This window comes from Alcaligenes sp. DN25, from assembly GCF_023674485.1.
GTDB classification, from domain to species: Bacteria; Pseudomonadota; Gammaproteobacteria; order Burkholderiales; family Burkholderiaceae_B; genus Alcaligenes; species Alcaligenes phenolicus.
Genome location: NZ_CP098408.1, coordinates 1,611,428 through 1,626,857, shown reverse-complemented (window position 1 = coordinate 1,626,857; position 15,430 = coordinate 1,611,428). Strand labels below are relative to the sequence as shown.

Genomic DNA, 15,430 nt, shown 5'->3' with positions numbered 1-15,430 from the left:
TTGTCTCCCTGGGGCCTGCCTGTTGTTTTTATCGAGGTTCAATCATTCAGCAAGGGGTTGCCGCTTTCACTCTGGCTGGCGACCGGTGTATTGGGCAATACCGTCATGGTCTGAGTATGGTGCAACGCCAGACCTTCCTTGCGTAATTCATCCAGAATATCGAACATCAGGACACTGCGTACCCGGCTGCCAATGCGAGGCGAGCTTACATAGCAGGTCGCCGTGAACTGCAAGCCGTTGGCATCAAAGCCATCCAGCGTCACATCCGGCGCCGGGTCGGCCAGCACGTCGTTGTAGTTCTGCATCACATCCAGCATGATAGAACGTACCCGTTTAGCGTCTGTGTCGATAGGCATATTGATCTTGACCTTCACTACCCCCAAGGGATTGCTCAAGGTCACATTACGCACGGTTTTGGTGATGAATTCGGAGTTCGGCACGATCAAGGTGGAGCGGTCGAACATTTCAATTTCCGTGGCACGGGCATTGATCTTGCGTACATTGCCCTCTACCCCGTTCAGGCTGACCCAGTCCCCAATTTTGATGGGACGTTCGGCCAACAAAATCAGCCCCGATACAAAGTTCTGCACCACCGCTTGCAAGCCAAAACCGATACCCACCGACAAGGCTGAAATCACCCAGGCCATGCGCTCCAGACCGATTCCGAGAGACGAAATCGCCGTAGCCACCACAATAAAGTAGCCCACATAGCTGAACAGATTAGCAGTAGACACTCGCATACCCGGATCGATACGCGTGGCGGGTAAAAGCTGGTTGGCCACCCAGCGCTGCAAGGCTTTAACGAACAAAATGCCCAGCACCAGAATCAGCACGGCCAGCAGGACCGAGCTGGGTTTTAACTGAACCTGACCTAAAGAAAAACCTTTAACCAAAAAGCCCAAACGACGCTGCAGCCACTGCGTGGGGTCTTCGCCAAAAGGCAGCAAGACCAGGGTAATCGCCGTAATAATCAGGCATAAACGCAAGGCTCCGGACAGCACGATCACGATCTGGCTGCTGCCACGCAATTGCGTACTGCTCCATTCATTAGCGGCGCGCTTCTCTTTAAATTGCAGCAAGAGGCTTTGACCGATATCCGCAATCAGCGCGACCAGGACATAGCAGGTGCAAATCACCAGACTCAGCCACAATACCTCTTGCACAATCAGACTGCTCAAGGCGATGTAACCCAGCAAGAAGGCAATCATCCCCAGCCCAATGACCACACCCAGGGTGATAGGAATGGCGCGCAACCAGGTCGCCCCCTGCTGAACCGGAGCCGTTTTCTGCGGGTCCTCGCCACCTTCTGGAACGGGGGTCTTATCCCGTCCCTGGCTCAAGTTCCAGGCTGCAATGGCAATAAAGATGCTCAGTGTCAGCGTGTTAAAACTGTTGACCAGCAAGGTAGTGCTGAGCGTGGCATTGATCAGGCCCAGCAATTGCTGCGACATCCAGGTCAAGGCCACCATGATGCCCAGAGCAATGGGCAACCATGCCAGCTTCAAAGCCACATTGCTGGGAATGGGAGGCAAGCGCCAGCTAGGACGCTGCGCCGACAAAAGCACGCGGCCCATCCCGGTCACAAAGCCACCCAGATACAAGGCGAATACGGACTTGGACACAAAGCTGGACAGATCCGGAGCCAGATTGCCGTTCCAGTAAAACAACCCTGCCGCCACCGATGCCAACAAACCGGGCGTCAGGCTGTAAAGCACAATCAAAGCCGTCGCATAAAAAGAGCGTCGCAAGCGCGAGGGCTTGGTGTGGTTGATGGTAAAACGCTCCAGCCCCCGTACCGCCCAGACCGACAAAGCCAGCAAGACCAGAGCCAAGGCTCCTGCCGACCACAGCACATAAGCGGGCAAATCGATTACCCGCTGAGCCAGATCCTTGCGCATGCGTTCAACCCTGGCCAGATCACCAGGCAAATCGCGCGACACATTGCGCCAGAAGCGCGGTGTCAACACGGACTGCGACTGCCGACCCAATTCCGCCTGGAAAATTACGCGGCGCTGCTTGGACACCTGATCCAGGCCTTGTGTTGTTTCCACGCCGATCAAACGGGCCAGCTTGATCATGCCGTCCAGCTCGGTCACCGCCTGCTGCAATTGAGCACGCTGGCGCGCAATGTCCTCGGACTCCCCCGCCGGATCATCCACAGGCCCCAACTGATTCAGACGCGCGGTCACGCTCAACAGCTCAGGCTCCAGACGTACACTCATTTCCTGAGCCTGCTCTTGCGCCAGCAGCAACTGATTGCGCAAGGCAACCAGATCGGAATCGCCCAAGCCATCATTTTTCTGCAAACGGTCCTGGACAGTTTGCAGCGTGTCACGCAATTCATTCAGGGATTCACTGGCCTGCGCAGGCGTCAATGCCACCGTCTCGGCCGTCACAGGGACAGCGGTAACAGCCAGCACCACAGCCAGCAGCCACAAGGACAAAAAAGCACACAGGCGCGAACGGCGAAAAGCGTGCATCAATAAAACTCCGGCTAAACAATGAGGCCCCAAGCATGAAACCGCCAGGGCAGCAGAAAACATGCACAGAATACCGAACTATTGTGGGCTTGGCGCATGAGGTATTCACGAGAACCCTGTTTTTTTGACGATAAACGCCCCGACCTGCTCACTTTTCAGGTTCCGGCTCCTTTACTCCCCCTCATCCCCTCTTCTGGCTGAATGCCAAGAAGCAAAAAAAACCGGCCAGAACAGGTGCAAAACACCTACCCCGGCCGGTTGTTCTGCCTGCAGGCATCAAGCCTCAGGCCCAAGAACATGCAGGATTAACGAATCTGCTCCGCCACCATAAATCCGGACGCTCCCGCCAGACCTGGGCCTGGATGGGTGGACGCACCAATGTGGTAGACATTCTTGTACGGTGTGGCGTGGGAGCGGGCACCGTTACTGGCTGCAAAGGGGCGCATCCAGAAGAACTGGTCGGGGGAGCAAATACCCGAGTAGGGGTCGCCGCCCACCAGATTGCAGTTGATGGATTCCAGGTCGGCTGGCGACAGCACTTTCTGACCCACGATTTGTTGACGCAAACCGGGCATGACGCCTTCCAGTTGGTCGATGATGCGCTCAGCCACGGCCTGGCTGACTTCTTCGGTCCATTTACCGTCTTCCGGCACGTCGATCTTGCCAGCCGCATCGCCGCGCAACTTGGATGGCATGTCCTGCATCTGCATCCACAGTATCCATTTGCCTTCCGGCGCACGGCTGGGATCCAGCGAGCATGGCTGACCGATCGCCACGGTGAACTTGGCCGGGATCAGGCCGTTATTGGCCTGGGCCACGCTCATGCTGACGTCTTCCAGGCTGTCGGACAGGTGCAGCAACGGTACTTTCAGCAGCTCTGGATCGCTCCAGTTAGGCATGCTGTCCAACGCCAGATGAATTTGCATGTCGCCACGGCCGAAACGATAGGCATTGGCTTGCTCGCGAACTTGGGCGGGAGCACCTGGGAGCAAGCGTCCATACAGTTGTGGCGGCGTGACGTTGCACACTACGTGGCTAGCTTCGTAGACTTGGCCGCCGGCACGCACGCCACGGGCTTTTTGTCCTTCCAGCACAATTTCTTCCACTTCGGTGTTCAGTTGAATACGGCCACCAGCCTTTTCAATAATGGCGCACAGAGCACGCACCAGATTCTGGCCGCCGCCTTTCACCACGGGCATGCCACCGGCGACCACAGCTGCAAAGGTCAGCTTGCCGATCAGCGCCGAGCAGGCGTCGTCAGGGCCCAGGCCCGAGTGCAAGACCCAGGGAGCCATCATGCCGCGTACACGGTCATCTCTCAGCTCACGATCGGCCCAGCGACGGAAGGACTCCAGAGACTCGCGTCCGTACTGGACCATGCCGTCCATGCGGCGCTTGCGCCATTGCGAGAACAGCAAACCCAACAAGCCACGGCTGTATGGCTCGGTGCCCAGCAAGCCGAAGGTCAGGCCCGCATCGCGCTCAAACAACTGGCTGCACATGGCACCAAAGGCATCGCCATCACCAGCTTGCAAGCCATTGATACGCTGAATGGAATCACCCACATCGTGGCGCAGGGCCAGGCCTTTACCATCGCTGCCCACTACGCCGGTGGTGTAGCCGTTTTCCAGAAACTCCACGCCCTGGGCGGCCAGATCGTCTTTCAAACGGGCATAGGCAGCGCCGGATGTGAACAAGGGGTACCAGGACGACAGCAACTCATGGGTAAAGCCCGGAAACAGTTCCTCGGTACGGATACACCCGCCCGCACGGTCGTTACGCTCCAGCACCAGGACCTGCTTGCCCTTTTGCGCCAGCAAGGCTGCACACACCAGGGAGTTGATGCCACTGCCCACCACAATGACGGCATACGATTTTTTATTTGTTGAGTCTGTCATCCCACACCTTTTTTAAATTGCCCTGAACGGGGTCAGGGCTTGTGAACACGCCACAAGAAACAGCTGTTCACAAGCCCTGGACATCTTTTACCGCACTTTTCTATTTATGAGCCAGACGACTGCGCCTGCCAGCGTTCAAACCAGTGACGGGGCGACTTGCCCTGCTCTGGCCCGAGTACGGAAAAGCCACCGTCCACGGGCAGATCAATCCCTGTCATCCAGGAAGCCGCGCCCGACACGGCAAACAAGACCACCTGAGCCACTTCTTCGCCGGAACCGACTCGACCCAAAGGATGAACCTGCGCCCCCACCTGATTGGCCAGCTCACGCGAACCACCGCTCATGCGTTCGACGGACGGCGACCAGGTCCAGGCGGGCGAAACCGTCAGCACACGAATCCCCGAGGGAGCCAATTCCACGGCCAAGCTTTTTGTAAATTGCAGGATGGCCGCTTTGGAAGCCGGATACAGGGCGCGTCCGGCCACGCCGAATTTGCCACCTGTACTGCCCATATTGATGATGACCCCACCCTGCCCCATATGCGGCGTGGCTTTCTGGGCCAGAATCGCGCTGGAGATCAGGTTCACATCCAGCGTTTGATGCCATAGCTCCCGGCTGGAAGCCAGGCCTTCGTCCCCGTAGGAACAGGCATTGTTCACCACAATGTCGATGCGGCCAGTTTGTGCCAGGGCGGCCTGCACGCAGGCATCCAGCTGTGCATCATCACAAATATTGGCGGCCATGAACTGGGCCTTGCCTACGGCCTGCAGACGCGCCTCGGTACGCTGACCTTCTTCCTGACTGCGACCCACGATCAGCACCCACGCACCGGCGGCACACAGAGCCAGGGCGATGTCCGCCCCCAGCCCTTGCGTGGACCCGGTCACGATGGCGACCTTACCTTGTAAATTCACCTTCATGTCCTGCTGCATGTGCTTCTCCTACTCTACTTTTGGTGCGCCGAACACCGTCGCCCAATCTTCGTCCCGGTCAATATGAGCAATCAGGCTCATGCTGGCCAGGGAGGCCTCATGGGTCGCGGGGGGAGCACCACAAGCGCTGGCCACCACCGCCACCTCATAGCCCATATCCACCGCATGGCGCACTGTGCTCTCGACTACAGAATGGGTAGCCACACCGGCAATCACCAGACGCTCCACGCCCAAACGACACACCACTGGCTCCAGCGCGGAACCAAAGAAAGCGTTGATACGCGTGTGGTGAACTTCAAACTCATCGGGCAAGGGAGCCAGCCCGTCAAAGAACTGGGCTCCCCAGCTGCCAGTCTGCATGGCGCCGATTCGTTTCACATTGTGCAGAATCGGCGCATTGCACAGCAGGTCGGCATAGTCAGGCCGATAGCCCACCCGTACATGCACAATGGGCACGCCCTGTGCGCGGGCCTGCGCCAGCAAACGGCCTGCGGCCTCGATCAAGGCCTGACGCTGGGGGCTATTGGCCTCTACCCCCACGCGGATCAGGCCATCGGCGTGCAGGACGTCGTTTTGATAATGCAGGGCCAGCAAGGCTGTGTGATGGGCTGCCGACATTAGATGTACACCTGAATAGCGCCGTGAACCGCGTCACGATCCACCAGGTTCACCTGCTTCATGCGCAGTTTCCAGCCACCGCCCTCCTGGGCCTGCAGCTTGTGAATCAGGCTGCCCACACGGTAGACCGGATCCTTGCCACGCCACTCCATGGAGTGGAAGCTGGAACGCACCACCAGATAGCCTTCCGGATCAGTGCCATCAATCATCACATTGCCCAGCACACGGCAGGACTGTGTGATTGGCTGCTGGGACCAGTTGCGGTGGTTTTCCAGACGACGGATACGCAATTCACGCAGCAGCTTGTTTTCCCAGCACAGGGAAATGTGCTCGTAAGGGCTTTCCTGATCGTAGCTGTGAGGAATCCAGTACATGCCCTCCTCGGTCCACAGATCCAGCCATGCTTGCCAGCGACGCTCGTCCAGCAAACGAGCTTCGTGATAGATGAACTGCTCCACTTCACGGATGGCTTCCAGGCTCAGGTTCACAGGCGTGACCTGATCCACGCTGACGTCAAAATCAATATCAAACAACATAAGAATTCTCCTTGGCTCGGACAGCAGCCCGCTTAAGCCTGTGTTGCCGGGGCGATGGGCTCACCAGAAGCCGAACGCACCGTGGCTTTACCACTGTCTTCCGACTGCGCAGGCGCGTCGTACAGACTGGTAGTCATGAAATGCTTCCAGGCGCGGAACTGATTGCGCATGGGCAATTCGCTGGTGCCGTTGGTGGCGACCATACCGCCTTCGATAGGCTTGTCGGTGCCGTCATAGCGGTGCATGCTGATCCAGTCTCCGCCATTGGTCTGGTTACCTTCCTGACAGCGGCCATAGACTTCGATATCGTCCGGCATCACGTTGGACGACGGCGAGTTGATCAGGTTGGCGTACATCAGGCCGCGCTTGTAAATATCATCTGGCGCACCTTTCAGGCGGAACAGCTGGATTTCCACATGAGTGCGGTCCACCGCCACCGGGCGAATCACACGGAACTGCTGGAATACGGTGTGGGGCGAGCCACTGCCGTAAATAATGCTGTTGTGACGGTTCTCGCCCAGAATGTTCAGCGCTTTTTCTTCGCCGTAAGCTTCTTTCAGCGTTTCGTAGTGCGCCTTGGTGATCGGGTCGGTTTCGATGGCACCGGGATTGAAAATCCCTTCCATGTAGCCGTGGCCGTTATCAAAGGCATACAGGTCCAGCTTTTCCCAGAAACCGTAGGGCTCGCCGTTACCGTCCATGATGTGCAGTTCCAGCGGCATGGAGCCGTAGTCTTCGGCCTGCTCGCGGGCTGCCACGTAGGACGACTCGTGCGTCACGTTGGCGTGCATGGTGTCGTGCAGGTTCTCGTAGAACACCTTCCAGTTGGAGGGCTGCCAGACCTTGAAGCTGCCACCGGCCACTTCCACTTCACCCACGGGCGAGCGATCGCACAGATTGTCGATGGAGGTGATGATGGGACCCAAAAACTCTTTCAAGTCCGGGCCGTGGGCGCTTTGACAGGCAAAAACGAAACCACGGTAGCTTTCCACACGAGCCACACGGCGCATGGAGAAATCCGGGTGCTTGGGATCAAAGCAGGTGTTTTCCAAGCCGTTTTTCATCGGAGCGGCCAGATGCTGACCGTCCAGCTTGAACGTCCAGGCGTGGTAAGGACAGCGGAAGAACTTGCCCGCATTGCCACAGCCATCGGCCACTACTTTCGCACCCTTGTGCGGGCAACGGTTGTAGAGCACGTACACCTTCTTGTCGCTGCCGCGCACCATGATGACGTCCTGGCCGCCCAACAAGGTGGTGTGGTAGTCGCCGGGATTAGGCACCTGGCTGTCGTGGCCGATGTAGATCCAGGCACGGCCATAAATGCGTTCCATCTCCAGACGGAAGATTTCAGGGTCGGTATAGACCGATTTATGTACGCTGTCTCCCCGCACCAGTGCGGACAGCTGTTCGTTGCTATAGCTCATCATTACCTCCTTGCTGCCGGATGCTTGACGCACCCTCTTTATGACTTTTCCATCTTGCACTGCGGTGCAAAATGATCCTGGAACTGCTCGAATACGGTGGACACAATCTTGTTGCTCATCTGGCCCTGATCATTCGGAGCCACTTCACGCATGTAGTAGGTCTGCACCGGATACTGGTTGTTGTTAAAGGCAAAGGCGCCGCGTACAGACTCGAACGGTGCACTGCGCAAGGCTTTACGCAGGGCTTCCCGGTCGGTAGCGGCCTTGGGGTCAGCCTTCAGTGCGCCATCCAGCAACAAGGCGGCGTCGTAGCCCTGGGAGGCGTACATGGAAGGCAGGCGACCGTAGGTCTTTTCAAAATCCGCCACAAAGCGTTTGTTGACCGGGTTATCCAGATCCGGCGACCACTGGGCGGCATTCGCCATGCCCTTCATGGACTCGCCAATCGCGGCAATCGTGTCCTGATCAGCCGAGAAGCCGGGGGTATACACCGCCAGTTGCGTGGACAGGCCCGAGTTGATCAGCTGCTTGATAAAAGACACGCCCATGCCGCCGGGCAGGAAGAAAAACACGGCATCCGCACCCGAAGCTCGCATTTGTGCCAGCTCGGCGGCGTAATCCATCTGGCCGACCTTCACATACACTTCGTCGGCAATCTCGCCCTTGAACAGACGCTTGAAGCCTTCAATGGACTCGCGACCACCGGGGTAGTTGGGGGCAATCAAATAGACTTTCTTGTGCGCCTGATCGGTCACGTACTTGCCCATCGCAGCGGGTATATCCTCGTTCTGCCAGGACACGCTGAAGAAATTGGGGTGACAACGCTCGCCCGCGTAATCGGCCGGGCCGGTGTTGGCGGAAATGTAGATCGTGTCACTGTTCAAAATCGTCGGCATCACGGGCAGCAGCACATTGGAGAAGGCCATGCCGGTAATCACATCGACCTTGTCACGCTTGACCAGACGGTCCACCGCCTGGCGGCCTTCCATTGGTTTTTGCTGATCATCCAGCACCGTCAAGGCCACATCCACACCGCCGAGCTTGCCACCCGAGTGGTTCAGGCCCAGCTCGAAACCATCACGGATTTCTGCGCCAATGGCTGCACCAGGGCCAGACAAGGTGGTTAGCAGCCCCACCTTGAATACTTCCTGACTGGATGCCGGACTACAGGCCAGGGCCAAGGCCAGCGTGCTCATACAGAACGCCACTTGTTTTTTCATGTTTGTCTCCGTCCTCTGTCTTTCAAAAAACTGGACTTTAGTTCTGCCTTGGACCACCCCCAATACGCCGGAAGCTGTGTACCACTGACGCCCGTGATTTTGGCGGCGCTTGTCCTGCAAGCCAGAAAAGACGGGCCCAAAGGACTACGTGAATACAGCAATTCCCAGTCGTATCCCAATCTGCTAAGGTGCCGGGACAGGACTACTGTTTTAGGTTTGAAATACATTAGACCGGCGCAGAATGGGCGGCTATCCAGATATGGCAAGCCTTATCCCGAACCGGCAAAAATTTGGAGACACACATCATGCAAGCGTGGTTTATGTCAGGGCTGGCCCCCTTGCAACACAGTGCGCCGCGCTTTGAATCGCGCTGCCCGGACCAGACACGCAGCGAGACGGCCGGTTTTTTAACCGAGCACCGCTTGACCTGGAATGACGGCCCGGTCGATGCTTCCCTGCGCTATGCCAGCAGCCACAGCTTTTCCTTTGTCTTGCTGAAATATGGCGCGGCGGTGCAGGTATCGCCGGGGATTCTGGACGATTTCCTGCTGTTTCAGGTGCCGATACAGGGACGCTCCTGTATTCGGGTTGGTCGGGAGTACGTCCAGGCCAACCCCAAAATCGCCAGCGTGATCTCCCCTTCCCTGCAGGTTGAACTGGATTGGGAACAGGGCTGTGAACAGTTTTTAGTGAAGATTCCGCGCCACCGGCTGGAAGAAGTGGCCCGTCAGACCTTGGGCTTGAGCCTGGATCGGCCCATTGAATTTGCTGCTGGCATGTCTCTGGATTCGCCGCACGGCTGCGCCTGGCAGCACCAGATTGGCAGCTTGCTGGCTTATGGCGGGCATTTGCCGCCCGAAATGGACCAGTGGTCGCGTCAGGCCGAGGACAATCTTTTGCTGCATCTGTTTCATACCCAGCCGGGTAACTACAGCCAGCAATTGCAGCAAAGCGTGCGCCCGGCCAGTTCGCGCCGGGTACAAAGAGCCGAGGATTTCATGCGGGCCAGCCTGGACGAGGCCCTGACGCTGGAGCAGATTGCCACCGCGGCCTGTGCCAGTGTGCGCAGCCTGACGCTGGCATTTCGTACGGAGCGGGGGCTGAGCCCCATGCAGTTCTTGAAACAGATTCGTCTGGAAGCGGCCCAGCAAGCCATTCGTCATGCCGTGCCGGGTACCCAGGTCAGCGAGATTGCCTTGCGCTGCGGCTTCAACCATTTCGGCCGCTTCTGTGCAGACTACAAGTCCCGCTTCGGGCGTTCGCCCTCGCAGGACTTGCGTATCGTGGATTAGTCCTTCAAGGCTTTGCCAGGAACCCACACACGGCCATCAAACAGGCGACGCGCTGTACGATAGAAAGAACCGGCCTTGGCAAACCACTGGCCGTCTTTCTTTTCCACTTCCGCGCCCACTGTCAGCACACCGGAAGGCATGCCCAGACGCAGTGGACCTTGAGGGGCAACCGAGTCGGACAGACATTGCGAAGGCAGGCTGCCCGTCAAACGAGCAGCCACAGCGGTGCACAGCGAGATCGTCAAGGGCAAGGCGCGGTGCGGCTGGCCATTGGAAATCACGCGGGCAACCAGATCAATCTCTTTGGCAGGAACCACGTCGCCAGACAAGGTCGGGTTGTCCTGAGCCGGCGACACGATGCAAACAAAGGGCACGATGCGAATCTGACGTGCGGCTTCCACATCGGGAGCAATGCCCATGCGTACCGACGCCTGCACACGAATTGCGTCCAGACGCTCCAGCACTTCAGGGTGAGCTTCCAGCCAGTCGGGCAATTCCAGACCGGTCAGGCCTACATCAGCCGCGCGTACAAACACCGCTGCGTTGGCCGCGTCCACCAGCGACACCTCGATACGGCCTACGCCAGGCACATCCAGCCACTCGGTCAATTCACCGCTAGGCAGCAAGGAACCAGTAGAGGCACCACCAGGTTCCACAAAGTCCAGACGGATAGGCGAGCCCGTGCCGCCTACGCCGGGAATGGACAGATCACCGTCGTACCGGGGCTGACCATCTTCAACCGTGAAGTGGGCGTGAATGATCTTGTTGGTGTTGGTATTCAGAATGCGTACGCACGCTTCGCCATCCTCAACCTTGACCATGCCCTGCTCTACTGCGTAAGGGCCGACGGCCGAGCTCATATTGCCGCAGTTGCCACGGTAATCCACCTTCTCTTCCTTGATGGCTACTTGCGCAAAGGTATAGTCCACGTCCGCGTCCGGATGGCTGGACGGGCCGATAATACAAACCTTGGACAAGGAAGAAACACCACCGCCCATGCCGTCCAGTTGGCGACCATAAGGGTCCGGCGTACCCATGGCAGCGGAAAACAGAGGCGTCCAGTCGTCGCGCTCGGCAGGCAGGTCTGCAATATTGAGCATCAAGGCTTTGCTGGTGCCACCACGCATGAACACGGCGGGAAGGGATTTTTGCTTCATCACGTTATTCCTGGTTCTTGGCTTGCGCCATTAAAGAAAATTGCGCCGTCTCCTCCATGGGTTCGGCGTGAGAGACCATCGATTCACTAAAAGCGCCGGGCTGGCCGCTGCGTTGCTGCTGCTGCCGCTCCAGCTGCTGTACTTTCTCTTCACTGGCATTGCCCAGATGGCGGGCCAGCAGGGCGGAGGCCTGAGCGCGTTCGCCCTTTTCCAGCAAATCCAGAATTGCCAGATGCTCCAGGCATTGGCGACGAATACGTTCCCGATCCAGGGTTTCCTGATATTCCAGCAAGCGCCGCAACTGGTTCTGGCGTGTCACGGTCTGGGCGATAAAGCGGTTACCGGACAAGGAGGCCAAGGCTTCATGGAAGGTGGCATTGGCCTGATACATTTCCGCGTGTCCGGCATGACGCCAGCCCCCGTCGGCCAAGGCCTGCTGCTGCAAACGCACCCGGCGCAAGACAGTGGAGTCAATGGCGAAGCCCGGCAGCAGCATGGCCGCTGGTTCCAGCATCTGGCGCAAGGTATAGCTTTCTTCGCAAGCCTGAGGGCCGTCAATCATGGGCAGGAAAGACCAGCCTTTGCTGGCGCGCTGTTCCATCCAACCTTCATTGGCAGCACGAGCCAGAATGCGGCGCACACGCTCGCGTGTCAGGCCATAGCGGCGCATGGCGTCGTTCTCCGACAAGGTGTCACCCCAAATACCAGATAGCTTGTCGCGGGCCAGTTGCAGATAGATCTGGTCGTCCTGGCTGGTGCCCAGCTCTTCTTCGATCACACCAAGCTGGTCGGCCCCTTTCAACAGATATAAGCCACGTCGGGGCGGCTGTGCGCCCACAATGCCTTTTTCCGCCAGATAGGCCAGTGCGCCGCGTATGGGCGAGCGCGACGCACCCAGCGCCTCGGCCAGCGATTGTTCCGTCAAATGATGCCCGGCCTGCAAATGCCCTGCCCGCACGTAGTCCAGCAGGCGATGTGCCAAGGTGACATGCAAAGAATTGGATTGGCTTTTCATGCCGACATTCCTAAAAATCGAAGCGATCCTGGATCGTTTTATTGTATTATATACAAACAAAATACAATTTAATTGTTTTATCAAGGCTCCAGACGCATAATTTTATTGATTATTCTTGCTCAGGTTGGCCCTGCTTTCCTGGCTTCTTATTACGGATGAATCGTTTGCCATGTCTCAGTCTCTTGCCCTAGAAACGCTGTCCCTGAACGGACGTTCCGTACGTTACGTTCCTATCGCCGACATCCCCGGTATTGAAAAGCTGCCGTACTCGCTGCGCGTTCTGCTGGAAAACCTCTGTCGTCAAAAGGCCGTGCGTCACGCCGACGTGGATCAGGAAATTGACTCCCTGCTCCAGCGCAAGGTGGGCGACGGCATCACCTTCTACCCTGCCCGCGTCTTTGGTCAGGACATTTTGGGTTTGGTGATGCTGCTGGACATGGCCGCCTTGCGCGAAGGCGTACAAGCAGCCGGTGGTGACGCCAGCCGCGTGCGCCCTCAAGTCCCTATCGACGTGATTATTGACCACTCCCTGCAAGTGGACAGCTGGGCCAACCCCAAGGCAGCCGACATCAACCTGGCACGTGAATACCAACGTAACGGCGAGCGCTTTGCCTTCCTGCGCTGGTGTTCCAGCAACTTTGACGGCGTGAAAGTGGTGCCACCTGGCAAAGGCATCATGCACCAATTGCACATCGAGCATATTGGTCAGGTTGTATGGACCGAAGAAGGCAAGGACGTGGATCTGGTCTACCCCGACAGCTGTGTCGGGACCGACAGCCACACGCCTATGGTTAACGGCCTGGGCATTCTGGGCTGGGGTGTCGGAGGTATTGAAGCCGAAGCCGTGATGGTAGGCCTGCCCGTCGCCATCGCCCTGCCTGCCGTGGTGGGTATCGAGCTGACTGGCAAGCTCAATGACGGCGTGCTGCCTACCGACCTGGTTCTGGTCATTACGCAAAAACTGCGCGAACTGGGCGTGGTGGGCAAGTTTGTCGAATTCTTTGGCCCCAGCATGGACGAGCTCTCCCTGGGCGACCGTGGCATGATCGCCAATATGGCACCAGAGTACGGCGCAACCGCGGTGTTCTTCCCCATCGACGACGCTGCCCTGCACTACATGCACATGACAGGCCGTCCACAAGAACAGATTGATCTGGTCGAGCAATACAGCAAGGTTCAAAAACTGTGGCGCGACCCGGCCGCCCCCGCTCCTGTTTACGACACCGTGTTGAAACTGGACCTGAGCAGCATCAAGCCTAGCCTGGCTGGCCCCAGCAATCCTGAAGATCACCTGGATCTGGACACCGCTGCCCAGTCCTTCCCCGCCCACCACCAGAAAATTGCTGGCCGTCCTTACGACCCGCAACGTGCCGTACCCGTGGAAGGCGAGGACTTTGTGCTGAATGATGGCGATGTGGTCATTGCCGCCATTACTTCCTGTACCAATACCGCTAACCCCGCCAATATGATGGCCGCCGGTTTGCTGGCCCGTAACGCCGTCGCTCGTGGCCTGCGCAGCAAGCCCTGGGTCAAGACCTCGCTGGTGCCAGGTAGCCAAGTAACAGCTGACGTGCTGGAGCGCGCTCAACTGCAAGACGACCTGGACGTGCTGGGCTTTAACATTGCCGGCTTTGGTTGCACCACGTGTAACGGTGGCTCGGGCCCACTGCCTGCCAATATCGTCAACGCGATTGAATCCGAAAAGCTGATTGCCACCGCCGTACTGTCGGGTAACCGTAACTTTGAAGGCCGTATCCACGCCAACGTGCGCGCTGCTTACCTGGCATCGCCCGCCCTGGTTGTGGCCTACGCCCTGGCCGGCAACCTGAATGTAGACCTGACCCGCGACCCGCTGGGCAAGGATCAGGACGGCAAAGACGTCTACCTGAGCGACATCTGGCCCAAATCGGCAGAAGTTCAGGAAGCCATCCACGGCGCGTACGACCGCGACCTGTTCATCGAACGCTATGCCGAGCTGTACGACGGTGGCGAACCCTGGGATGCCCTGGCCCGCGAAAGCAATGGTGGCCACTACCCATGGGAAGCCGACAGCACCTACATCCGCAAACCGCCTTACTTTGACGGCTTGCAGCGCGAACCGGCTCCCGTGGCCAACCTGCGCGGCATGCGTCCGCTGGCGATTCTGGGTGACTCCATCACCACCGACCACATTTCGCCATCGGGTTCGATCAGCCTGGGTACGCCTGCTGCTGACTTCCTGCTATCCAAGGGTGTGGAGCAAAAAGACTTCAACAACTACACCACGCGCCGTGCCAATCACGAAGTGGTCAAACGTGCGACCTTCGCCAACATCCGTCTGCGCAACAAGATTGTTCCCGGCGTGGAAGGCGGCGTCACCAAGGTGATGCCGGAAGGCGAAGTGATGCGTATTTTTGAAGCGGCCCAGACCTATCAGGAACGTCAGGTTCCCTTGCTGGTGATTGCTGGCAAGAACTACGGTTGCGGTTCTTCCCGCGACTCCGCCGCAAAAGGCCCTGCTCTGCTGGGCGTGAAGGCGGTGGTTGCCGAAGGTTTCGAGCGTATCCACCGCACCAACCTGGTCGGTATGGGTGTGCTGCCCTTGCAGTTCCAGGACGGCACCAATGCCGATACCCTGGGCCTGGACGGCACCGAAACCTTTGATGTGAAAGGCCTGGAAGAAAACCTGGGTGTACGTTCACAAGCCGAACTGATCATCCACCGTCTGGATGGCAGCACCCAGTCCGTGCCGGTGATTGTGCGTCTGGATACGGTCGAGGACATGGAGTACTGGCGTCATGGCGGTATCCTGCCACGCGTCTGGCGCAAATACCTGGAAAACTAAGCCTTTACAGGCTTAGCTTGTCCAGTTAGCAGTA

At 58.1% G+C, this 15,430-nt stretch carries 11 protein-coding genes; 2 read left to right on the top strand and 9 right to left on the bottom strand.

The genetic code is table 11. From position 1 onward, the window contains the following. Positions 1–38: 38 nt before the first annotated feature. From NBV64_RS07490 to NBV64_RS07460, 7 genes are all read right to left on the bottom strand, one after another. Positions 39–2,480, bottom strand: coding sequence for a DUF3772 domain-containing protein (locus tag NBV64_RS07490; protein ID WP_250757000.1), 2,442 nt, complete (start codon positions 2,478–2,480; stop codon positions 39–41). 305 nt (positions 2,481–2,785) lie between these two features. Then, positions 2,786–4,378 (bottom strand): phytoene desaturase family protein, encoded by a 1,593-nt coding sequence (locus NBV64_RS07485; RefSeq protein ID WP_250756999.1) that lies wholly within the window; start codon positions 4,376–4,378, stop codon positions 2,786–2,788. Positions 4,379–4,482: 104 nt separating this feature from the next. Further along, a complete protein-coding gene (locus tag NBV64_RS07480; protein WP_042488955.1) occupies positions 4,483–5,310 on the bottom strand; it encodes an SDR family oxidoreductase in 828 nt (275 codons plus the stop codon). Positions 5,311–5,319: 9 nt separating this feature from the next. Further along, complete coding sequence (locus tag NBV64_RS07475) at positions 5,320–5,928, bottom strand: cysteine hydrolase family protein (RefSeq protein ID WP_250756998.1); 609 nt, start codon at positions 5,926–5,928, stop codon at positions 5,320–5,322. Beyond that, positions 5,928–6,464 (bottom strand): aromatic-ring-hydroxylating dioxygenase subunit beta, encoded by a 537-nt coding sequence (locus NBV64_RS07470; RefSeq protein ID WP_035268326.1) that lies wholly within the window; start codon positions 6,462–6,464, stop codon positions 5,928–5,930. The genes NBV64_RS07475 and NBV64_RS07470 overlap by 1 nt, the downstream gene beginning before the upstream one ends. A gap of 32 nt (positions 6,465–6,496) precedes the next feature. Next, entirely contained in the window at positions 6,497–7,888 is a 1,392-nt protein-coding gene (locus NBV64_RS07465) for an aromatic ring-hydroxylating dioxygenase subunit alpha (RefSeq protein WP_035268328.1), read from the bottom strand. A gap of 38 nt (positions 7,889–7,926) precedes the next feature. Next, positions 7,927–9,108: an ABC transporter substrate-binding protein gene (locus tag NBV64_RS07460; protein ID WP_250756997.1), complete on the bottom strand. Its 1,182-nt coding sequence runs from the start codon at positions 9,106–9,108 to the stop codon at positions 7,927–7,929. Positions 9,109–9,413: 305 nt separating this feature from the next. Here NBV64_RS07460 and NBV64_RS07455 point away from each other — a divergent pair, with 305 nt between their 5' ends. Beyond that, complete coding sequence (locus tag NBV64_RS07455; RefSeq protein ID WP_250756996.1) at positions 9,414–10,400, top strand: AraC-like ligand-binding domain-containing protein; 987 nt, start codon at positions 9,414–9,416, stop codon at positions 10,398–10,400. Here NBV64_RS07455 and NBV64_RS07450 read toward each other — a convergent pair. Together NBV64_RS07450 and NBV64_RS07445 are read right to left on the bottom strand one after the other, a co-directional pair. Then, positions 10,397–11,557, bottom strand: coding sequence for a 2-methylaconitate cis-trans isomerase PrpF family protein (locus NBV64_RS07450; RefSeq protein WP_009460950.1), 1,161 nt, complete (start codon positions 11,555–11,557; stop codon positions 10,397–10,399). The genes NBV64_RS07455 and NBV64_RS07450 overlap by 4 nt on opposite strands. Positions 11,558–11,561: 4 nt before the next feature. Beyond that, positions 11,562–12,572: a GntR family transcriptional regulator gene (locus NBV64_RS07445; RefSeq protein WP_009460951.1), complete on the bottom strand. Its 1,011-nt coding sequence runs from the start codon at positions 12,570–12,572 to the stop codon at positions 11,562–11,564. 169 nt (positions 12,573–12,741) lie between these two features. On the opposite strand from NBV64_RS07445, the gene acnA reads away from it, so the two are divergent. Next, on the top strand, positions 12,742–15,396 hold the full coding sequence (gene acnA, locus NBV64_RS07440; protein WP_250756995.1) for an aconitate hydratase AcnA: 2,655 nt from the start codon (positions 12,742–12,744) through the stop codon (positions 15,394–15,396). Positions 15,397–15,430 lie beyond the last annotated feature (34 nt).

Coding starts and splice junctions, on each gene's coding strand:
- NBV64_RS07490 (WP_250757000.1), bottom strand. CDS start 2,480: ATGCACGCTTTTCGCCGTTCGCGCCTGTGTGCTTTTTTGTCCTTGTGG.
- NBV64_RS07485 (WP_250756999.1), bottom strand. CDS start 4,378: ATGACAGACTCAACAAATAAAAAATCGTATGCCGTCATTGTGGTGGGC.
- NBV64_RS07480 (WP_042488955.1), bottom strand. CDS start 5,310: ATGCAGCAGGACATGAAGGTGAATTTACAAGGTAAGGTCGCCATCGTG.
- NBV64_RS07475 (WP_250756998.1), bottom strand. CDS start 5,928: ATGTCGGCAGCCCATCACACAGCCTTGCTGGCCCTGCATTATCAAAAC.
- NBV64_RS07470 (WP_035268326.1), bottom strand. CDS start 6,464: ATGTTGTTTGATATTGATTTTGACGTCAGCGTGGATCAGGTCACGCCT.
- NBV64_RS07465 (WP_035268328.1), bottom strand. CDS start 7,888: ATGAGCTATAGCAACGAACAGCTGTCCGCACTGGTGCGGGGAGACAGC.
- NBV64_RS07460 (WP_250756997.1), bottom strand. CDS start 9,108: ATGAAAAAACAAGTGGCGTTCTGTATGAGCACGCTGGCCTTGGCCCTG.
- NBV64_RS07455 (WP_250756996.1), top strand. CDS start 9,414: ATGCAAGCGTGGTTTATGTCAGGGCTGGCCCCCTTGCAACACAGTGCG.
- NBV64_RS07450 (WP_009460950.1), bottom strand. CDS start 11,557: ATGAAGCAAAAATCCCTTCCCGCCGTGTTCATGCGTGGTGGCACCAGC.
- NBV64_RS07445 (WP_009460951.1), bottom strand. CDS start 12,572: ATGAAAAGCCAATCCAATTCTTTGCATGTCACCTTGGCACATCGCCTG.
- acnA (WP_250756995.1), top strand. CDS start 12,742: ATGTCTCAGTCTCTTGCCCTAGAAACGCTGTCCCTGAACGGACGTTCC.